11 protein-coding genes and 1 riboswitch are annotated in these 24,288 nt (G+C 27.1%); of the genes, 9 read left to right on the top strand and 2 right to left on the bottom strand.

Going from position 1 to position 24,288, the window contains the following annotated elements; genetic code table 4:
* The first annotated feature begins 90 nt into the window (after nt 1-90).
* A riboswitch (TPP riboswitch) is annotated at nt 91-188 on the top strand.
* 30 nt (nt 189-218) lie between these two features.
* The 9 genes from cypl (at nt 219) to GE118_RS00835 (ending at nt 15,799) form a co-directional block, all read left to right on the top strand.
* Nucleotides 219-1,337 carry an ABC transporter thiamine pyrophosphate-binding lipoprotein p37/Cypl gene (gene cypl / locus GE118_RS00875; protein ID WP_158763584.1) on the top strand — a complete coding sequence of 373 codons (1,119 nt, stop codon included), beginning with the start codon at nt 219-221 and terminating at the stop codon, nt 1,335-1,337.
* A complete protein-coding gene (locus GE118_RS00870) occupies nt 1,325-2,047 on the top strand; it encodes an ABC transporter ATP-binding protein (RefSeq protein ID WP_158763583.1) in 723 nt (240 codons plus the stop codon). Before cypl ends, GE118_RS00870 begins: the two co-directional genes overlap by 13 nt.
* A complete protein-coding gene (locus tag GE118_RS00865) occupies nt 2,040-3,719 on the top strand; it encodes a hypothetical protein (protein ID WP_158763582.1) in 1,680 nt (559 codons plus the stop codon). Before GE118_RS00870 ends, GE118_RS00865 begins: the two co-directional genes overlap by 8 nt.
* Nucleotides 3,720-3,930: 211 nt before the next feature.
* Nucleotides 3,931-7,533, top strand: coding sequence for a DNA-directed RNA polymerase subunit beta (locus GE118_RS00860; protein ID WP_158763581.1), 3,603 nt, complete (start codon nt 3,931-3,933; stop codon nt 7,531-7,533).
* Complete coding sequence (locus GE118_RS00855; protein ID WP_158763580.1) at nt 7,526-11,941, top strand: DNA-directed RNA polymerase subunit beta'; 4,416 nt, start codon at nt 7,526-7,528, stop codon at nt 11,939-11,941. The genes GE118_RS00860 and GE118_RS00855 overlap by 8 nt, the downstream gene beginning before the upstream one ends.
* A gap of 133 nt (nt 11,942-12,074) precedes the next feature.
* Complete coding sequence (locus GE118_RS00850) at nt 12,075-12,482, top strand: hypothetical protein (RefSeq protein WP_158763579.1); 408 nt, start codon at nt 12,075-12,077, stop codon at nt 12,480-12,482.
* A 35-nt stretch (nt 12,483-12,517) separates the two neighbouring features.
* Nucleotides 12,518-13,192 carry a (d)CMP kinase gene (gene cmk / locus GE118_RS00845; protein ID WP_158763578.1) on the top strand — a complete coding sequence of 225 codons (675 nt, stop codon included), beginning with the start codon at nt 12,518-12,520 and terminating at the stop codon, nt 13,190-13,192.
* A complete protein-coding gene (gene der, locus GE118_RS00840; protein ID WP_158763577.1) occupies nt 13,185-14,492 on the top strand; it encodes a ribosome biogenesis GTPase Der in 1,308 nt (435 codons plus the stop codon). Before cmk ends, der begins: the two co-directional genes overlap by 8 nt.
* 8 nt (nt 14,493-14,500) lie before the next feature.
* A complete protein-coding gene (locus GE118_RS00835) occupies nt 14,501-15,799 on the top strand; it encodes an aminopeptidase C (protein ID WP_158763576.1) in 1,299 nt (432 codons plus the stop codon).
* A 34-nt stretch (nt 15,800-15,833) separates the two neighbouring features.
* On the opposite strand, the gene GE118_RS00830 is transcribed toward GE118_RS00835, so the two are convergent.
* Entirely contained in the window at nt 15,834-20,426 is a 4,593-nt protein-coding gene (locus tag GE118_RS00830; RefSeq protein WP_158763575.1) for a hypothetical protein, read from the bottom strand.
* 204 nt (nt 20,427-20,630) lie between these two features.
* Nucleotides 20,631-24,170, bottom strand: a complete 3,540-nt coding sequence (locus tag GE118_RS00825) for a transglutaminase-like domain-containing protein (protein ID WP_158763574.1) — start codon at nt 24,168-24,170, stop codon at nt 20,631-20,633.
* Nucleotides 24,171-24,288 lie beyond the last annotated feature (118 nt).

Genomic DNA, 24,288 nt, shown 5'->3' with positions numbered 1-24,288 from the left:
TATTCATTATTTTGAGCTATTACATAAAATAAAATTTAGGTAATTTTTCTTTATAGAGCTTAATAAGATTTCTAAAATTTATTATAATATTATCAAGGACAGGGGTACTTGAATTAAATTCAAGTTGAGAAATACTCTTATTAGCTGATCTAGTTAATACTAGCGTAGCGAGTTCATTTTTTTCTTGTCCTTTCATTTAGAAAGGTTTTTTTATTTTTATGAAGAAATTTAAAAATATTATTAAATATTTTTTAGCAACAAGTACCATTATAACTACATCAGTAGTTAGTTTTTCTTGTGCAAAAAATTCAAACGACAACATTAATGAAAAGCAAGTATATAAGCTTAATTTAGATTTAGGTGATCAAAATAAAGATTTAACTCAACAATTAACCACATTACTTAATAATCAATTAAAAAACAATGGTCAAAAATTTAAAATTGAAATTATTAATACTAGTGATAGTAATTATGATTCAATTAGAGATAAGCTAAATAAAGGTGAAATAGATTTTGCTTTTGTATCTACAGGAAGCTTATATTCTAAAGAACAAGAAATAAAACAAAGTGGTTTATTAATTAAACTCCAAACATTAACTAAAAAATTTAAAGGTGATGTTAATGCAAGTAATCAAACTTTAAAGGATTTAGAAAATATAGCTAAAAATGAATATCAAGTATTTACTAAAATACCTAGAGAACAATGAAATGATAAAGAGAATGGTATGGGTTGAAATGGCACTATTTATACTAGAGCTTATGATGATCATCAAAACGTACCTTATCAAAGAGGTTTAATTACTATTTTAGCTAATGAGCAAGATACAAAAGATATTATTGAAGCTTGAAACAATAAAGATTATAAAAAGTTCATTAGTTATAAACTAGGAATAGGTAAATCTTCTAGCGGAAGTAAATATATACTTCCTCAAGCATTATTAAAAAAGAATTTTCCTAATCAATTTATCTCTTTAAAACAACTAATGGCTCAAGGAGATGCAATTGCAGCAAAATTAAGCGAACCAAATAGTGATGTTAAAATTTACTTTGAAAACGAAGGATTTTATGGATATAACAAAGTTAAAAATCCTGATAAATATCCATTAGATTCTAAATTTGGAAGAATAAGCTTTTTAACAGTAACTGATAAATTACCATATAATGTAGGTGTGTTTGCAAAGGGGATAAAAAAAGAAGTGGCAGATGCAATTGCATTAGCTTTTACTCAAATCAATGATCCTTGAGGACCTACTCAAGGGTTTAATGGTTATAAAGTAATCAATGACTCTGAGCAGGAATTTTGAAATGTTATTAATCAATCATTATGATCAAAATAAATAATTTAACTATTGGATATCAAAATAAAGCTGTATTAAATGATGTGAATTTAACTATTGAACAAGGTAAAATTATAGGTTTAATTGGTAAAAGTGGTTGTGGAAAAACCACTTTATTAAAAAGTTTATATAATCACAATTTAATTTTAGATGGCGAGATTCTTTTTGATAATTTAAATATTAAAAAGAGTTCTAAAAAACAAATTAATAAGTTATTAAAATCAGTTCAAGTTGTTTCTAATGACGATTTTATGCTTGAAGAATATGATTTAGTTTCAAATGTATTATTAACATTTAATAATTACAACAATGTTTTTTATAAAATATTAAAGATTTTATCTAAAAAACAAGTTGGTCAATTATTAGAATTATTAGATGAATTAAATATTAAAGAATTTGCATTTAAAAAATTCAAAGATCTTTCTCAGGGTCAAAAACAAAGAGCTATTTTAATTAAAGCTTTATTTAATCAGTTTGATATTTTGATTTTAGATGAACCAACTAGTGCATTAGATATCAATAATGCTAATTTAGTTATGCAAAAATTAAATTCCTTAAAAATAAATAAATACATAATTTTAGCTATTCATGATTTAAATTTAGCTTTAGAATATTGTGATACATTAGTTGCAATTAAAGATAATAAAGTTCAAGCAATAATAAATAAAAATGATTTTAATCAAGAGGATTTAATTAAATATTTTGACTAAAACCGGTTTTTATCAAAGAATTTTATTTAATAAATTTTTTAAATTAAGCTTAATATTGTTATTATTTATTATTTTTATTTATTTTTTATATCGATTAAATGTTTTTAACTTAGTAGATAGTAATTACAAGGAATTTTGACTAAAAGTTAAGCAGTTGTTTAGTTTTGGTTCATTTGATAATGAACTACCAGGTCAAAATTTATGATTATTTAACTTGAAATTACTATGAACTAGTATTAAAAATATTCTTTTAGCTACTAGTGTAGCATTTATTTTCGCTCTATTTATTTCGTTTTTAAATGCTAGTATTTTATTCAAAAAACCATATCTTAGTTGAATTACAAGAACTATTAGTCTATTATTAAGAGCTTTTCCTGTAATTGTAATGCTATTATTTTTTAAATGATTTATTGTAAATAATCATTTAAAAGCATTTATTATTTATTTTTGATTTACTTGATTATTTATTTTAAGAAATTTAAACGATATTATTAATACAAGCTCCATAACAAAATATTGACACTTTAGATATTTAGGAAATTCATTTGTTAAAAGTATTAAAAATACCATTATTTTACCTAATATTAATCGCTATATTATGCTATTTTTCTATAGTTTAGAATCAAATTTAAGATGAAGTACTATTTTAATTTATGTTGGTATTAATGGTATTGGATTTTATTTTCAATATGATGATTTTCAATATTTAGGGATTAGTATTTTATATATTATGATTACTATTTTTAGTTTTGAATTATTACTTTATTTTATTAATAATTATTTAAATAAAGGAGCTCAAATTAAAACTAAAAAACAAACAATTTATCCAAATATTAAAAAAATAACAAAAATATTAATAATATTTTTGTTATCAATTTTTTTAATTTATTTATTAATTGATTTAATTTTAAATTTAATTAATAGCAATAATCCAAATATAAATATTAAGGCTTTAGAAATATTTTTTAAAAGATTTTTTATTTTAGATTTTAGTTCTATTAACAATAATCCTGATATTTATTTAATTTATATTACTATTTTTATGCAAGTATATTGTGCTATTTATATTGCGTTATTTAGTGCTATTATTTATGTTTTTGTAATGAATAATAAATTAAATAAACCATTTAATATTATCTTTTGAAAATTAATATTAAGCATTTTAAAAGCGTTGCCTACTATATTAATTTTTAAACTACTTAATCCGTTATTTTCTACAAGTTTTGCATTAGTTTTAGCTTTATCGTTTAGTTCTTTTAGAAAAATAACTAAACATTTAAATGAATTAGTTAATTCATTAACTCAATCAAAAATAGATTTCTTAAAAGGAAAAAGAATAAATAACTTCATAATTTACTATAAATTTATCTTAAAAGAAGCTATTTTTAAACTATTTATTATCCTATTTTTTGAGTTTGAAAATTCATTCAGAAACGCTATGACCTATAGTGTTTTTGTGGGTTCAGGATTAGATTTAATTATTAATAAATATCAACAAGAAAATCAATTTGGTAAAATCATTCCATTGATTTTACCTGCTTATTTACTTTTTATTTTGTTTGAATTAATTTATTTAGCGGTAGTTAATCAATGAATTTTATTGCTAAAAAATACCATTTTTACATATTTTTCAAAAGTTAAATTAAAACTTATAAAAAACAAAAACCAATAAAAACGGTTGTTTTTATTGGTTTTTTCTTGTTTTTGTTATTAACACAACTAATTTATATATACCTTTAAAAAATATTAATTTTTATACTATATAAAAAACGAGTTTTATGATAAAATAAATACACTTATTATGCATATATAATTTAATATTTTTTAATATTTTTAATTGTATATGCATTTATTATAAACATATTATTCTGGAAAGGAAAATTATGGAGCAAAAAAAATATAAAGTTCGTAAATTCGGTCCTATTACCGAAAGAAGAGATTACTCTGTTACTAAACATTCATTATCACTATTTGATATTTTAGCAACAAGTAAAGAAAGTTTTGAACTTTTTATCAAAAATAAAATTCAAGAATGCTTACTTGAAGTTTATCCAATTGAAGCAGCAAACAAACAAGTTAGATTAGACTATGTAAAAGGTTCTTTAAGAACTGAATTACCATTTAAAAAATTAACTAGCGAAAGTGAAGAAATTAAAAAATGTAAAGCTAAAGGAATTAACTTTAGCGTAAAAATTTACATTACCTTAAAAAGAGAAATTACAGAAACTGGGGAAGTTAAACTTGATGAAGTTTTATTAGGAGAAATTCCTTATATGACTTCTGGAGGAAGTTTTATCATCAACGGTAGTGAAAAAGTTATTGTTTCACAGTTAATTCGTTCTCCTGGGGCTTACTTTGGATTAGGAGTTAGAAATAAACAATCTGATGACCTTTTCAACAAATTAGAAATCTTACCTCGTATTGGTAGTTGATTAGAAGTATCACATAAAGTTACCTCATCAAACATTGACTCAGTTAAGGTTAAAGTTGATAAAAACAAAAACATCAACCTTTCAACTTTCTTAGGAGCATTTGGTTTAAGTGCAGATAACATTAGAGAATTATTCTGAGATGGTGATTTATTAGAAGAAACTTTAAGAAAAGATAAATTAATCTTAAATAAAGAATTAAGTCACGATGAAATCGTTGATGCTTGTCAAGAAGAAATCTTTAGAGGGTTAAGAAAAGGTGATAGGGTTTCTGAAGAAGCTAAAAGATCATTAATTCCAGGTATTTTATTCGATAAAAAACGTTATAACTTATCAGTAACTGGTAGATACATGCTTAATAAAAAACTTTCTTTAGTTGATCGTATTACTAATACATATTTAGCAGAAGATTTACTTTCAAAAGATGGAGAAGTTTTATTACAAGCAGGTAAATTTATTGATTTAAAAGTAGCAAAACAAATTCAAGAATATTTTGAATTAGGTGTTTGTGAAAGAGAAAATATTCCAGGTATTGATCCACAATTGGTTTATCACAAAGTTATTAACTCTAATAAAAACCTTGCCAAAAGAACCAAAATTATCAAAATTAAAGTATTCCCTTCTAAAAAATGAATGGATGATGAAGAAAAACAACCAGTACTTGTAATTGGTAATGATCCAAAATCAATCGAACCACATTTATTAATTTCAGATATTATTGCTGCAATTAATTACTACTTCAATTTAACTGTAGGTATTGGACAAGATGATGATCCAGATTCATTAACTAACAAGAGAATTGTTTCAGTTGGAGAATTACTTGAAGGACAATTAAGTGTTGCTTTATCTAAATTAGAAAAAACAACTAGAGAAAGAATGGGAGCTAAAGAGCCTGAAAAAGTTACAGCTAAAAACGTAACTAACAACAAGTTAATTACTAACCAAATGAAAACATTCTTTAACTCATCAAAACTTTCACAATTTATGGACCAAATTAACCCATTAGCTGAAGTTTCAAATAAACGTAGAGTTACATCATTAGGACCTGGGGGATTAAACAGAGATACAGCTCAATTTGAGGTTCGGGACGTTCATTCAACTCACTATGGAAGAATTTGTCCAATTGAAACACCTGAAGGACCAAACATCGGACTTATTCTTAACTATGCAACTTTTGCTAAAGTTAATGAACTAGGATTCTTAAAAACTCCATATTTCAAAGTTAATGATGGTATTGTAGATTACAACGATGTAAGATACTTAACAGCTGCAGAAGAAATTGGTTATTCATTTGCTCAATCATCAGTTAAAGTAGATGATACAAACAAAATTATTTCACCTACTTTAACAGTTAGACGTGATTATAACTATATTATTGGAACACCACAAGATGTAGACTTTATTGAGGTTTCATCTAAACAAATTGTTTCAGTAGCTGCTGCTGCTATTCCTTTCTTAGAAAACGACGATGCTAACCGGGCACTTATGGGATCAAACATGCAACGTCAAGCAGTTCCATTGCTTGAAGCAGAAGCTCCTTTAGTAGCTACAGGTATTGAAGCTGATATTGCTAAATATTCTTCATATAACTTAGTAGCAAAAAATCCTGGAACCATTACTTTTGTTGATGGAAGCAAAATTCACATTAAGAATGATAAAGGAACTACTGATAAATATTCATTAAGAAACTTTGAAAGAAGTAACCAAGGAACCATTATTCAACAAAAACCAATTGTTAAAGTTGGACAAGTGGTTGAAAAAGGTGATTTATTAGTAGATGGATCTTCATTTAAAGATGGAGAAATGGCATTAGGTAAAAACGTTTTAGTAGGATTTACTACTTGAAATGGATATAACTATGAGGATGCTGTTATTATTAATGAACGTTTAGTTAAAGATGATGTTTATACATCAATTCACATTGAAGAACAAACTATTCAATTTAGAAGTTCAAGAGCTGGAGATGATGAACTTACAACTAATATTCCTAACGTTTCAAAACACGCAATTAGACACTTAGATGAAAACGGAATTGTTAGAGTTGGATCTGAAGTTACTCCTGGAGATATTTTAGTTGGTAGAGTTTCGCCAAAAGGTGAAGATAACCCTTCTCAAGAAGAAAAACTTTTAATGGCTATCTTACAACAAAGACCTCAATCAGTTAAAGATACTTCATTAAAAGTTAAAAATGGACATAGTGGTACTGTTATCCATGTTGAAGTTATTTCAAGAGAAAAAGGTGATGTTTTAGAAGAAGGGATTGACAAAATTGTTAAAGTTTCTATCGCTCAAAAACGTAAAATCAAAGTTGGGGATAAGATGGCTGGACGTCATGGAAACAAAGGGGTTATCTCTATTGTGCTTCCTGAAGAAGATATGCCATATTTAGAAGATGGAACACCATTAGACATTATGCTTAACCCTCAAGGGGTTCCTTCACGTATGAACATCGGACAGGTTCTTGAGCTTCACCTTGGTATGGCTGCTAGAAAATTAGGTGTTAAATTCGTAACTCCTTCATTTGATGGGGTTAAGAAAACTGACATTGAAGGTGCTTTAGAAGAAGCTGGATTAAGTAAATCTGGAAAACAAGTTTTAATTGATCCTATCACAGGTAGAAAATTTGATAAACCTATTTCTGTAGGAGTTATGTACATGCTTAAACTTAACCACATGGTTGATGACAAAATGCATGCTCGTAGTGTAGGACCTTATTCATTAATTACCCAACAACCTCTTGGAGGAAAATCTCAAAACGGGGGACAAAGATTTGGAGAAATGGAAACCTGAGCTATTGAATCTTATGGAGCAACCAATGTGCTACAAGAAATTCTTACTTATAAATCAGATGATATTGCAGGAAGAAATGCTTTATATAGTGCTTTAGTAACTAATAAAGAATTACCTCAACCTGGTATTCCTGAATCATTTAACGTTTTAAGCTATGAGCTTAAAGGATTAGGAATGAAATTAGAAGTTTCAGAATCTTCAGCCGATGATAGTGAAGATGATGAACCATTACAATACTTAGAAGGAGATGGAGGACATTATGAATAATTTTGATAACGAAAAAGATTTAAATAATGCAATCAATAAAATTACTCTTTCTCTTGCAACAGATGAAGATATTTTAAGTTGATCAAATGGTGAAGTTACTAAACCTGAAACCATTAACTATAAATCATATAAACCAGAAAAAGATGGTTTATTTGATGAATTAATTTTTGGTCCAACAACTGACTACAAATGTCCAGTTTGTGGAACCAAATACAAAAAAAGTGACGAAAATTCAATTTGTTCAAAAACTCCTGCTTGTGAAAAGTATAAACCACAAATTTTACCTAAAATTACACGTAGAAGTAGAATGGGACACATTAAATTACACAACCCAGTGGTTCACTTTTGATTCTTTAAAATCGATCACTCAATCATTTCTAAATTATTAGGATTAAGAGTTAGTGATGCTAATAAACCAGTTACTAAAGCTGATTTAGAAAAACTTATTTACTATAAATCACATATGGTTTTAGAAAGTGGAAACTTAGAATCATTAAAGAAAAATACAATTATTGACATTAATGATGCTGCTACCATTTATGAAGCTGCATTAGTTGAAATGTTAGACCACTATGATCCAGATTCTGAAGAATATGAAGATATTGAATTAGCTTTAAATGAACTTAGAGAATATGCGGTTTCAAAAATCGGAAAAGACTTTGGGATTGATTTCTATCAATACAATGACATTATTCACGAATATTCTGAAGCTAAAATTGGTACAGGTTCTCAAGCAATTGAATACTTATTAACTCATATTGATTTAGAAAAAGAAGCTGCTGAAGTTCAAGCAGAAATTGACTACATCAATAATAACTCAGAAGAAGGATTAACAAGTTCTAAAGAACAAGAACGTCAAAAACTTTACAAACGTTTAACTATTATTAACTCATTCATTAAATCAGGTCAAAAACCAACTAATATGTTAATTTACAACTTACCAGTTATTCCAGCTGATTTAAGACCTTTAGTTCAATTAGATGGTGGAAGACACTCAACTAGTGATGTTAATGAGTTATACCGTAGAATTATTATTAGAAATAATCGTTTATCAAAATGAAATGAATCAGATGCTCCAATGTTAATTAAACAAAACGAGTACCGTATGATCCAAGAAGCTGTTGATGCTTTAATTGATAACGCAAGAAAAAAACCATCACCAGTTACTTCGAAAGATGCTCACCCATTAAAATCTATTTCAGATGCTTTAACAGGTAAAAAAGGTCGTTTTAGACAAAACCTTTTAGGAAAACGTGTTGATTACTCAGGAAGAAGTGTTATTGTTGTTGGACCTACTTTAAAAATGCATGAAGTTGGTATTCCTAGAGATATGGCCGCTAAATTATTTGAACCTTGAATTATTAAAGAATTAATTAAAGGTGAAGATAGTATTACTAGTGTTAAATCTGCTAAAAAATTAATTGAAAACTTAAACCCAATTATTTGACCATATGTAGAAAAAGCTATTGAAGGAAGACCAGTACTATTAAACCGTGCTCCTACATTGCACCGTTTAAGTATCCAAGCATTCCAACCAGTATTAATTAGAGGTAAAGCTATTAAACTTCACCCATTAGTAACTACAGCGTTTAACGCTGACTTCGATGGGGACCAGATGGCTGTCCATGTTCCTATTTCTGATCAAGCCGTTAGAGAAGCTAAAGAACTTATGTTAGCTTCAAAAAACATTCTTGGACCTAAAGATGGGGAACCTATTATCAACCCTTCACAGGATATGATTCTTGGGTTATACTACTTAACTATTGAAAAAGAAAATGCTAAAGGTGAAGGGAATTTCTATGCAACTTATGATGATATGTTATTAGCGTATGAAAACAATGTTATTACACTTCATACAAGAGTTGTATTACCAATTAGTGCTTTAGATAAAAAATCTATTTCATTAAACACTAATAGACCTTATATTGTTTCAACAGTTGGTAAGTTCATTTTAAATAAAGCTTTCCCAAGTGATTTTGAATTTATTTTTGGTAAATATGTATCAAAACAATATAAATTAAATCCTGATGGAAGTGAAAAAGTTATAGAAAAAGAAACTATTCATACATCAACTGATGATTTAGATAGATATACTTTTGAATATGGAACTAACTTCAAAGAAGCTATTGAAAATATGGGTGTTAATGTTGCATTAACCAAAAAAGATATAGCTAAAATCATCCGTAAAGTTTATGAAGAATATGTAGCAGTTGTTACAATGGAAGATATTGCTGCAATTATTAATAATACTAACCAAATCAATTACACTGATAAATTAAACGAATGTAAAGAATTAATTGATTACAAAGGTGAATTAATCGCTGATTCTCATGCACATATTATTAATAATTTCTTAAAAGATGAATTTGAAGAAATTAGCTTCAATATGCCAAAAGAATCTCAGCCTAATGGACTTAGATGAGATATTAGTCACTATACAAAAGTATTAAACAATGTTTGATTTAAATATACAAACTATGTTGCAAGCATCTTAGATAAAATCAAAAACTTAGGATTTAAGTTCTCAACTATTTCAGGAACTACAATCTCAATGAACGATATTACTACTTTAGATACAACTAAAGAGAAAATTAAAGAAGGTGAAATCCATACTGATCAATTAAAACAATACTTTGAAGATGGATTTTTAACTGATGATGAGCGTTATAGTTTAGTAATTCAAAAATGATCTAAAGTTAAAGACTCAATCGAGCAAGATCTTAAAGAAGTTACAAAAACTGACATTGATAACCCATTATTTATGATGTTTACCTCTGGAGCTAGAGGGAACTCATCTAACTTTACCCAGCTTGCTGGTATGCGTGGTTTAATGAACAACAACACCAAAGTTCTTAAAGCCGATGCTGAAAACGACCGGGTAGTTAGATCAACAGTTGAAATTCCTGTTAAATCTTCATTCCTTGATGGGCTTAGTGCCTATGAGTTTTATTCATCAACCCACGGGGCCAGAAAAGGACTTACAGATACTGCTCTTAACACTGCTAAATCAGGGTACTTAACTCGTAGATTAGTTGATGTGGCTCAAGGGATTGTTGTTAGAGAAGAAGATTGTGGAAGTGACTTTGGATTTATTGTTAAAGACATTAAAGATACCAAAACTGATACAGTTATTGAATCATTAATGGAAAGAATTGAAGGTAGATTTACCAACAATGATATCTTTGACAAAGATCATAACCTTATTGTTAAAGCTAACACTTTAATTACTCCTAAAATTGCTGATTTATTAGTAAATAAACACGGTTTAGATAAAGTAGAAATTCGTTCAGTATTATCTTGTCATACTAAAAACGGAGTATGTAAACGTTGTTATGGAAAAGATTTAGCTTCAAATAGAATCGTTAATATTGGTGAAGCTGTTGGGGTAGTAGCAGCTCAATCAATCGGGGAACCTGGAACTCAGCTTACCATGCGTACATTCCATACCGGAGGGGTTGCTGGTGGAGAAGATATTACAGGTGGATTTGGTAGATTGATCGAGTTAATCGATGCTTATGATTTCCCTTGAGGTAGACCTGCAGTTATTTCTAAAGTTTATGGAACTATTGTTTCTATAGCTCCTTCAAAAGATAAATCAGGAAAAGACACTGATGTATTATTAGTTGGAATTGAAACTAAAAACATGGATAATATGACTGAAATTATTTATGAAAGTGGTAAAGTTTCACAAAAACTAAGAGTTAAAGTTGGTGATTTTGTGGTTCCTGGTCAAAAAATCTTTGAAGGTCCAATTATCTTAAATGAATTACTTGAAGCTGCTGATACTAGAGCGGTACAAAACTACTTATTAAAAGAAGTACAAAGACTTTACCGTTTACAAGGTATTACCATTTCAGATAAATATATTGAAATTATCATCCGTCAAATGCTTTCAAAAATTATGATTACCGATCCTGGAGATTCTCATTTCTTCACAGGAAGCTTAGTGGATACTTTTGTATACCAAAGAGAAAATGGAAAATTATTAGCTCAAGGTAAAAAACCAGCTTATGGAGAAGTAAAAATTAGAGGGGCAAAACAAACTCCTTTATTATCTGATTCATTCCTTGCTGCTGCATCATACCAAGAAACAGCTAAGATTTTAGTTAACTCATCAATTGGTAAAAGAGTAGATCACTTAGAAGGTCTTAAAGAAAACATTATTTTAGGACACAAAATTCCTGCAGGAACTAATTCTAATTATGAACTAAAAGGAAAATACGATATCCGTGATCCAAAATCATACTTTAAAGATAAATACGATCCATCAATTGATATGGTTATTTCAGATGATGATTTAAACCTTGATTTTGATATTCTAAATAATGAAGCATATTATGAAAATGAAAGTGAAGAATTTGATTTAGATTCAGCGGAATTTGATTCAGATTTCACTGAAGATTATTAATAATTAAATTAATAGACAGTTATTAACTGTCTATTTTTATTAATTGTTTTATTTAATGACTAAATATTTAATTTTACACCAAATATTATTAAAATAAGTTTTATAAATAATAGTTTTAAAGTAAAATAATTTTATGGAAAAAAGTGAGAAAGCTTTAAATAATAAAATGTCATTTGATCAGCTTTGTGAAATATCAATTGCTAATAATAATGAACTACAAAAAGAAATTGAATTTGTTAAAAAATTAGTTCCTAATTCTTTTATTGAAGTTAATCAAGAAGAGAATATTGGACATAAAAAATGGATTAATTTCGATATTAGTCAATATCAAGATCAAGAATTAATCAAACTTAGCAATGAGTTTGATACTTTAAAGACCGAATTATTGAAAAATAAAGGTTGTTTTATGGACGATTATAAATTTGAACAAAATGAAGCCGAATGACTTCTTTCTTTAATTGACCAAAATAATCAAAATAATAATAGAATTTTAGAAAATGAAAAAACCACTAGAGTCATTGTCAACAAATTAGACATATAGGTCTGGTGTTTTTTTATTATGAAAATGGAGAAAATATGAAAAAAGTAAATATTGCCATTGATGGACCTTGTGGAGCAGGTAAGTCCACTGTTGCTAAAGAAATAGCTTCACGATTAAATTACACTTTTATTAATAGTGGAAGTATTTATCGTGCTATTGCTTATAATGCACTAAAATTAGGTATTGAAAGCAATGATTCGCAAGCTATTATTCAATCATTAAGACACGATATGATAACTTTAGAAGCTAATGATCGAATTTTGTTAAATAATGAAGATATAAGTAAAAAAATTAGAGCAGAATACATCTCTCAAATTACCCCAACAATTGCTAAAATACCTGAAGTTAGAAACTATGTGGTAGATTTTGTCCAACATATCACTAATAAAGACAAAGGTTTTATTATTGATGGAAGAGATACAACTTTCAAACTAATGCCTCATGCTGAAGTAAAAATCTTTTTATGAGCTGAACCTGAAGAAAGAGCACGCAGAAGACAAATGCAAAATAATGAAATGGGTTGTCATACTAATTATGAAGAAGTTTTATATGATGTTAAAAAACGTGATGCTCAAGATATGAATCGTGAAGTAGACCCGTTACATAAAACCAAAGATTCTATCTTAATTGATTGTACAAATTTAACACAAGAAGAAGTAATTGATGAAATTATTAATTTAGTTAAAAAAGCAGGAGGTGATAATGCGTAATACTATTGCTATTATAGGTAAACCTAATGTTGGAAAAAGTACTTTTTTTAACCGTTTAATTGGAAAAAAAGTTTCAATAGTACATGATCAACCAGGAGTTACTAGAGATAGATTATATGAGAAAATTCAGTGAACTGGGCATGAATTAAAAATCATTGATACTGGAGGGATTGAAATTGAAAATCGTCCTTTCCAAGAACAAATTCAAATTCAAGCTAAAATTGCAATTGAAGAAGCTGATGTTATTATCTTCTTATTTGATGGTAAAAATGAAATTACCAATGATGATTTATTCATTATGAATATCTTACGTAAAAGCAATAAACCTATTATTGCTGTAGCTAACAAATTAGAAAATAATCAAGAATTTGATTATGCTTGATATAAATTAGGAGTAGATCATATTTATCCAATTTCAGCTCTTCATGGAGAAGGTATTGGGGAAGTTTTAGATAAATGTGTTCAATATTTAGATTTTGAAGATGCAGAACAAGAAGATTTATTTAACTTAGCAATTATTGGGAAACCTAATGCTGGAAAATCTTCATTATTAAATAATTTAGCTAAAGAAAATAGATCTATAGTTTCTGAAATTGCAGGAACCACTAGAGATAGTGTTAGTTCAATTGTTGAAATCGATGGACAAAAATATAACATTATTGACACTGCAGGAATTACTAAAAAATCTAAATTGGTTGAAAGTGTTGATCATTATGCACTTATGAGAGCTATGAATTCTTTAAGTGAAGCAGATTTATCAATTATAGTGATTGATGCTACTCAAAAAGAATTTAGTCACTTTGATTCTAGAATTATTGGTTATGCATTAGATAATGAAAAACCAATAATTATGGTAATTAATAAATGAGACTTAGTTGAAAAAGAAACCAATACAATGGCAGAATATGAAAAAAGAATGCGTAGAAAATTCCACTTTGTACCTTGAGTTCCTTTTGTATTTATTTCTGCTAAATATAACCAAAGAATGAACAAACTATTTGATACCTTAAAAGAAGTTAGAAATAATCTTGAAAGAGATATTAAACCTTCATTATTATCAAACTTAGTTATTGAAACTCAATTAATCCAACCTGCTCAACCATATAATGGTGGTAGATTAAATGTTTATTATGTAAGACAAGAAAAAAGAAAGATACCAACATTTACTTTCTTTGTTAATAACAAGAAATTCTTACACTTTTCATATGAAAGATTTTTAGAAAATCAACTTAGACAATCATTTAATTTCAAAGGTTGTCCAATTAAATTACAGTTTAAAAACAAAAACGGATTAGAATAGGAAATAAGATGAAACTTACCAACGAATTATTAAACAAATTACAAGAGAATTATCAAACTAATAATTCTAATTCTTTAATTCAAAATAGTGTAATTAAAAATGGAATTAGAAACACAGTTTTTGATAATGCTACCAAAGCTAAACATAACTATGTATTTAATGTTGAAACTAAAAAAGGAAACATCACTAGTCAAAAAAATAGTGGTAGATGTTGAATTTTTGCTTCATTAAATATGGCAAGAGTTAGAGCAATGGAAAAATTAAACGTTAAAGAGTTTGAGTTTTCTCAAAACTATTTAGCTTTTTATGATAAATTAGAAAAAGCTAATTCATTTTTAAATAATATGTCTAATCATTTAGATAAACCTCTAAATGATAGATTAGTTCATTCATTTATCACTCATCCTGCACCTGATGGTGGATATTATGAATGATTTAATGGTTTAATTAAAAAATATGGTGCAGTACCAAAAAGTATTATGGAAGAAACTTTCCATTCAGGTAATACTACTGAAATGAACCATTTAATTAGCTTAGAATTATTAAAAGCAGTTAAAGCAATGAGAAACAATCCCAAAGATGTACAAGCAATTAAAGAGCAAGCTTTAACCAGTGTTTATGATATAGTTGCTAAATGTTTAGGTGTACCACCTAAATCATTTAGTTATGAATATCATGATAAAGACGACAAATATCAAAAGATAGCCAATATTACTCCTAGTGAATTCTTTAATCAATATGTAGGATCAGAATTTAATGATAAAGTTGATATTATTCACGACCCAAGAAACATCTATCCTTTAGGAGCTAAATATACTTTAAAATACCAAAAAAGTGTTTACGAAGATCAAGAAGTTAAAATGATTAATGTTGATCTTAAAGATATTAAAACTGCAATTATTAACTCATTAAAAGATGGTAATGTAGTTTGATTTGGTTGTGATGTAGATCCTTTTAAAGATAATGCTACTGGTATTATGGATGTTAATCTTTATCAATATGACAATGCTTTTAATCTTCAAGAAAGATTAACCAAAGTTGATCGTATCAACTTTTATAACTCCACATTAACTCATGCAATGGCATTTGTAGGAGTTAATTTAGATGAACAAGGCAATCCAATTACTTGAAAAGTAGAAAACTCTTGAGGAAAAGATTGTGGAAAAGATGGAATTTTTTCAATGTCAGATCAGTGATTTGATGAATATAACTTTTCAGCAATTGTTGATGCTAAATATTTAGATAATAAATATTTAGATGAATCAAATCCTGTAGTATTATTAGAGCCTTGAGATCCTTTAGCATAAGAAAAAGACCTAGTTTTAAACTAGGTCTTTTGTTTTAACTATTATAACTTTTGTTAGCATCTTTCATATCTTTAAAGAATTTAATTAAGGTGTCTTTAAATCCTTCTAATTGACTAAAGATTGTACTTACTTCAGAGAATGCTTTATAAGTGGTTCCATTGTAGGTATAAACTAATTCAGCATAGTAAATACCAGGTTTAGAAGCACTTATATTAATTGATTGTTCTTTAAATCATGTTTCAGTTGGTGTTAATTGTTTTGTAAACACAACTTCTTTTTGATTTACATTATCAAATGGTATAAAGTAAACTTTATAACTAGCGTTTGAGAAATTAGGTAAATTAATTGCTGCTCCAGGAATTTTAAGAGTTAATTTAAATCAATTAAAGTATAAGTGGGATACTTTTTGATTATTAATTTGCTCAACTCCAGGAATAACATTAAGTTGGATGTTAGAGTTTTGAACTGTAAATCCATCGTTAAATCCAACTTTTAACCCACCTAAATTAGGATGTTGAGAGTATTCTTGATCAACAACTTCAATATATGTGGTATTAGATTGTACGGTTTTACTTGAATCATTTAGATCATGAGCAATAATGTAGTAATATCCTTGTAAATTACTATGTTCTTGTTTAGTAAGAGTTAAATTATCTGCATACGCATCTGATTTAATTTTTTTGAAATCTCCATTTTTGGTTTGTGAGTAATAAATATCATAAAGAACGTATTCGTTTCTTGTGAAAATATCATCAGCATTTTGAATAACTCTAAAATCTAAGAAACCTCTAAATTCATCATTTCCTCATTTTTTAGCAGGGAATTGATAATATTCATTTAATTGTTTAGAAACAAATAATTGATTTTTAGAAGTGATTTTATTTTGCATGAATGCATTATATAAACTCTTCATTTTATCAATCAATTGTTGATAATTTTGTGGTGAAGTTTCATTCTCTATAGATGTCTTAATATCTTTAATATTTTTTAATAATTCTTGTTTTAAAGATTTACCATTAACTGGTTTAGGCATATTTCCTATGCTTCCATCTTCAAGATAAATAGAAACATAATCTCTTATTCTTTCTGCTCAATTTAAAGCCTCAGTTTTTGTAGGTGTCACTTTTGTTAAGAAACTTCTTAAATCATCATTAATTTCAAGTTTATAGTGTCTTGGGTAAACATTAGAATCATCTTTACCACCTTCGTGTTTGAATTTAACAAATACATCACCTTTTGCATCAAAATAGAAGTTATCCACGTGTCTTCTACCTTTTCTATCAGGTGCAACTACAGGTAGTTCAATTTTTTTAACATTTGTTAAATCATCAAGGTCAATAAATAAGATAGTTGAGTGACCGTTCTTTAATGTTTCGTTATAATCTACATCATTATAGTTGTTAAGCACGAACATAACTTTATTATTTCTTTCGAAAGATAAAGGAGATGAATATCTACTATTTTGTAATAATTCATTTTTGTATGGCTCTAGTGCTTGTTTTAAATTTTTAGCAACTTGTGGTACATCTTCATATTGATCTGGTTGGAAAAGGTTGTGGCTTGTGTCGTTTAAAAATTTTCTATATTTAAATGTAAATTGACCAGCTGGTGTTTTTTCTATAAAGAATCAATATCCATCTAAGAAGAATGGTTTTGAAATTTTATAACCTGTTCCCTCTTTTAATTTTTCACGGAATAGATTTCTATAGAATACAAATTTTTCATCATAAGTTTTGTAGTAGCCAGGAGTTTCAGCATTTTCAAGAATATGTTCTCTTAAAGGTAATCCTCAAAGGTTATTATAATCAAACTGTGTTCTATCGCCATCTTGATTACTAAATGGTTTTCAAGGTGATAAACCTAATGGTGCAATGAATTGATCCATATTTCAGCCAATTCCACCTTTGGCATGTGGGTCTTTATCTCATCTATCGCCTTTGCTACTATCTCCTCAAGTGGGATCACTTCTGAATCAGTAGTATTTATCATCTTCAGGATTTTTTAATCTCATTCATACCAATTCATGAAGCTCTTGACCTCTGTCATTGGTTAATCTAGCTTCAACTAGTTTTGCATAATCTTCACTATCAAGACTTCCTGCATTATGTGGTAAAGCTTCTATTCCAACCATATTTAAAATAAAAGCATAAAATGAACCAAAATCAGCACAAACTCCACCATTATTAAAGTAAGATCTAGCAGGATTAGAGAATTTATAGTCATAACCTGATTTTTCTAGAACGTATCAGTATAAAGCTGCAGCTTTTTCTAAATCAGTCATTCCTTCTTTAATTAAACTAGTTACTTCGTCAATAATATATTTGAAATTATCTCTATATTGGTTATCTGAAAGTCAATCACTTGCATAAATACCATTTACTATTGACTCAACATAATAAGTTTTTTTCAATACATTATCTTCAGTGTTAGGAAATGTAAGATTTGGGTTATCTTTAAGACGGAAGAAAAATACTCCATTATTAAATCCTAATCAAGGATAATCTCTTCATCTTTCTCTAATTCAACGGTAGTAAGCTTTAGACATTGCTTGAGCTTCAATTTGAACATCACCAAATGAAATAGTTCCTATTTGTTGGTTTAGAACAATTTTGTCCATCATATCCATTAAAGCTTTAATATCTTCTTCGCTATCATAACTATAAAGTTTTTTAGTTGGATCTAAAGGTGCATTACCAGCATCTTTTTTACTTAATACTAATTGTTTCTTGATCTTAGCATCTTCTAAAATAACTTTATAGTCATCTAGCATAGTTTTCTTAGCATATTCATCATATGCACCTTCACTAATTAAACGTTGAGTTTTATATTTTAATCCTTCAACTTGTTCATCTAAATTCTTTTTAACGTGATCAAATCATTTTTGAATTTCTGCATCATTATTTGGAGCGGTTGCTAAAGTATCTCTAAAAGTATTAATTTCTCTTGATTTTTCTTCAATTAATGCAGTTGTATTACCTGGAGCAACTGGTGTTTCAGGTTGAGTTGGATGAGTTGGTTGAACTGGCTGAGGTTCAACGGGATGTACTGTTGTTGGTGGTATTATAGGTTCAGGTCTAACTGGATCAACTGGATTTATAGTTGGCGGCATTATAGGTTCAGGTTCTCGTTCAACACGATCAGTAGGATTTTCTGGTCTAGTAGGTACTACTGGATCAGGTTGTACAGGTTCAGTAGGTCTTTTAGGTTCTGTAACAGGAGTATCTGTTCTATTTTCATTATTATCAACTTCTCCATTATTAGAAGGTGGTGTTGTTGGTTGTACAATAATATTATTAACTTCTTGAATTTTTTGATTAATTCTTAATAATAAAGAATCAAGTTCATTGGAATTTTTATTTGATAATACTGTATTAATAAGATCGCTTAAAGTTGCATCTACAGTAACATTTTTCTCATTAATTTTTCTTTTTAATTCTTGTAATTTAGTTTGAACTTGTTGTACTTTGGTTGATAATCTAGCTTCTAAATCTCTTTTTTCATTTTTAACAGTTGTTAAAAATGATTGTATTTGACTAGAAGTTTGAGATTCAAGAGATTGAGAAACAAAATTATTAACCTTTTGATATAAGGTAGCAAATTTATGTTGATCAATTGTTGTTAAAAAAGTTTTTATTTCTCTTTTTAAATTAGCTTTTAGATTTTGTTCAGCAGTATGTGCGTTTTCAATTGATTCTTTTTCTCTAGAACATTCATTATAGAAGTTAGAATATTTGGAAATAAGTGATTCAAGTTGATTAATTGTTAAATTATCATTAATTAAATTGTTTGAATCAGCTAAAAATGTAGTTATTTTATTTTTTAATGATTGATATTGAGCTGAAGTTAATGAATTTGATAAGCTTTCTAAGTTTGTTCTTGTAGTTTTAGTTTGTTCAAGTTTTGCAAATCTTAAAGTTTCGTTATTATCAATAGCATTGATTTCAGTTTGAATTTTTTGTTTTTCACTTTGTACTTTTTGAATTAACATAGTTAATTCATCAAAATTTAAATCATTTATATTAGTGTTGATTAGATTACTTTGTTCTTCATTTAGTTCTTTATTAACTTGAGCTAGTAAGCTTTTTAATTCTTGAATTGTGTTGTTAAATTCATTTTCTTTTTGTTTGATATTAATACTTAAGGTATTAAATCTTGAATTTATATCATCAACAAAAGCTTTAATTTGATTTAATTCTTTATTTTGATAGTCATTAATAAAATCATTAATTTGATTATTTAAATTACTATATCTATGATTATTAGTTATATTTTTTAAAACTAATAATTGAGCTTTATATTCTTCTTGATTATTGTTTTTGCTGCTCATCATACTCTGGACTTTGTGATATAGAGTATTCATTTGATTAACTAAAGAAACTAATTTCTCTTTTTGAGTATTTTCATTGAAATAATTATTTGAAATAAAAATATTAATTTCTTGCCTAATAGCATCAAATTTTGCATCACTAGGTATAGTTTTTTTAATTTGTTCTAGCTTAGCAAGCATATTTTTTGCTTGATTATAACTGTTATCAGATTTATTATTAGCACAACTAATTACACTAAATCCAATCATTGGAATCAATGTAGCATTAGTAATGATTATTTTTTTGGTTTTTGACTTCATATTTACCTCTAATTTAATTATATTATTTTAAGCATATATTTCCATATCAATATTTAGATATTATCTTATTTCTTGACTAGTGGGAGCAATTAAAATTAAAATAAATTTTTATTTTAGGTATAAAGTGGGAAATGTATGAGTTAGCTATATGATATTAAGCTTAATTAAGCACAAAAAAGACCTAGTAAACTAGGTCTTTTGTATTTAATCATTATAACTTTTATGAGCAAGGTTCATATCGTTAAAGAATTTAACTAATGTTTCTTTATAGTTATCTAAACTACCAAAGATAGTACTAATTTCTGAAAATGCTTTGTAATTTTGATTGTTATATGTATAAGAAACTTCAGAATAATAAATTCCTGGTTCTTTAGCACTTATATCAATATTAGTATCCCTAAAATAATAATCATTAGCTGTTAAATCTTTTTGTCAAACAACTTTTTTAGCATTGATATCATTAAATGGAATAAAGTAAACTTTAAAACTTGCATTAGAGAAGTTTTTAAGGTTTAATGCAAATCCTGGAATTTGCAATGTTAATTGGAATCAATGGAAGTATAAGTGTGACATTTTTTGGTTGTTAATTTGTTCAACTCCAGGAATAACATTAAGTTGAATATTTGATGTTTGGACAGTTGTTCCTCAGTTAAACCCAACTTTTAACCCACTTAAATTTGGGTGTAAAGCATATTCTTCTTTATGATTTTTATTATTTATTACATATACCACATGTGTTATATCAGATTTTACAGTTCTATTAGGATCATTGATATCATGAGCAATAACATAGTAATATCCTTCAAGATTTGGTTGCTCTTGTTTTGAGATAGTTAAATTATCTATATATGCATTTGATTTAATTTTTGTATAATTACCATCTTTTGTAGTTGAGTAATATACATCATATAAAATAGCTTCATTTCTTGAAAAAATATCATCTGGATCTTGAATAACATTGAAGTTAGTTAATCCTCTAAATGATTCTCCTTCATATTTAGATTTTGAAAATTCATAATATTCATTTAATTGTTTTTCAATAAATAAAGGATTTTTAGACATTATTTTATGACTTAAGAAAGTATTGTATAAATCTTTAATTTTGGTAATTATAGCTGCATAATTGGTATCTGTATTATTTTCAATTGATGTTTTAATAGTGTTAAAATTATTTAATAATTCTTGTTTTAATGAATGATTATTGGTTATTTTAGGTAAATTACCAATTGAACCATCTTCAAGATAAATTGATGAATAATCTCTAACTCTATTAATTCAATTTAACGCTTCAGCTTTTGAAGGAGCAGTAGAAGCTAAATAATGTTTTAAACTATCAGGAATATCTACCTTAAAGTGTCTTGGATAGACATTTCCATCAAATATATCTTCTTTGTTAAACTTAACAAATAAATTGCCTTCTGCATCAAAGTAGAAGTTTTCAACTCATCTTTGACTAGTTCTATCAGGACCTACTAAAGGTAAAGTAACTGTTTGAGTTTGTAAAGTATCTAAATCTAGAATTACTAATTGTGATGGTTTATTTTGTTTATGATTTTCTAAATAGTTAAAGTTTTTAATAACAAAGATAACTTTGTTATTTCTTTCAAAAGTTAAAGGATATGAATATTGACTATTACCTAATAATTCACTTTTAAAACTCATTAAAGCATCAGCTATTTTTTTAGCTGCAGGATCAGTTGAACTAAAGACATCTTTACTTGTATCATTTAAGAAGTTTCTATATCTAAATGAAAAAGTTGGTTTAACTCTTAAATCTTTTTCATCAAAGTTTTTTTGCATATAGAATCATTTACCATCATAGAAAAATGGTTTAGATATTTTTTGTCCAGGTTTAACTTCATCTTGGAATAAATTATGTTTAAATACAAATTCATCACGTGTTGAATAGTAACCTGGAGTTTCAGCGTTAGGTATTATATGTTCTCTTAAAGGTAAACCTCAAAAGTTATTGTAATCAAATTGAGTTCTATCACCATCTTCATTACTAAAAGGTTTTCAAGCAGATAATCCCAAAGGTGAAATAAATTGATCCATATTTCAACCAATACCAGTTTTAGCATGAGGATCTTTATCTCATTTGTCATCCATACTATCACCTCAAGTAGGATCACTTCTAAATCAGTAGTATTTACCATTATCAGGATTTTTTAATCTCATTCATACTAATTCATGAAGTTCTTGACCAGTATCTTTAGTTAAATTAGCTTCAATTAATTTATTGTAATCAATTCCATCAATACTTCCAGTGTTATGTGGTAAAGCTTCAATTCCTACCATATTTAAAATAAAAGCATAAAATGAACCAAAATCAGCACAAACTCCACCATTATTAAAGTAAGATCTTGCAGGATTTGAGAATTTATAGTCATAACCAGATTTTTCTAAAACATATCAGTATAAAGCTGCAGCTTTTTCTAAATCGCTCATTCCATCTTTAATCAAGCTATTAACTTCGTTAATAATGTATTTAAAATTATCACGATATTGATTATCTGAAAGTCAATCGCTTGCATAAATACCATTAACTATTGATTCAACATAATAAGTTTTATTTAATACATGTTCTACATCATTAGGGAATGTAAGGTTTTCATTACCCTTAATACGGAAGAAAAATACTCCATTATTAAATCCTAATCAAGGATAATCTCTCCATCTTTCTCTAATTCAACGATAGTAAGCTTTTGACATTGCTTGAGCTTCAATTTGAACATCACCAAATGAAATAGTTCCTATTTGTTGTTCTTTAACAATAGTGTCAAACATATCCATTAAATCTTTAATATCTTGTTCATTATCATATCTATAGTATTTTTTATTTGGATTTAATGGTGCATTACCAGCATCATTTTTACTTAAAACTAAATTCTTTTTAGTTTTAGCATCATCTAAAGTTACTTGGTAATCATTAAGAAGTTGTTTTTGAGCATAATCATCATATTGATTTGTATTTTTTAAAAATGTAGTTCGATATTCTAAAGCATCTGCTTGTTCTTGAGTGTTCTTTTTAACATGCTCTAAACCACTTTTAATCGTATCATTTGATGTTGATGCTAAGGTATCTAAACCATTAATGAATGTTTTGATTTCATTAGATTTTTCTGCAATTAATGTTTCAGTTGAACTAGTATTTGAAGGCTCTTTATCTTTGTTTTTTTCTGGTAATTTAGTATCAGGGTTTTTTGGAACGGTTATATTATTCAACTCTGTAATTTTAGAATTAATATTATTTAATAATTCTTGTAATTTTGCTACATCATCATTAGAATATTGGGTATTAAGTAATGAATCTAAATTACTATCATTAGTAATCTTTTTTGTAGTTTTTAATTGTTGTAATTCTTGTAATTTGGTTTGGATTTGATTTTTTAATTGTTCTTTTAAAGCTTGATTAGGATCGACATTTGTCTCATTTTGTTTCATTTTCAATTCTAATTTTTGATATAAATGTTTCATTTGACTAATTATTGAAACTAGTTTATCATCTTGAGTATTTTCATTAAAATAATTAGTTTCAATAAAATGATTAATTTCTTGTTTGATATCGTTAAATTCTGGTTGATTAGAAATCTTAGATTCTAATTGTTTTAATTTATCTAAAGTGTCTTTTGCTTGATTGTAGTTGTTATTTGATTTGGTTTTAGCACAACTAACTACACCAAAACCTATAATAGGTATCAAAGTAGCACCTGTAATTAATATTTTTTTAGTTTTTGTTTTCATAGTTTCCTCTAATTTAATTATATTCTTTTGTGAGTTAATTAATTTATGATTTAAAGTATTCTACTACTTTTGTTTTACTAAATAAAAAAATCAAACACAAATGTGTTTGATTTAAGTT

The sequence above is a fragment of the Mycoplasma sp. NEAQ87857 genome (genome assembly GCF_009792315.1).
In the GTDB taxonomy this organism is placed as follows: Bacteria; Bacillota_I; Bacilli_A; order Mycoplasmatales; family Metamycoplasmataceae; genus Mycoplasmopsis.
Note: the sequence above shows the minus strand (reverse complement) of the source record. Positions and strands in the feature narration are given on the sequence as shown.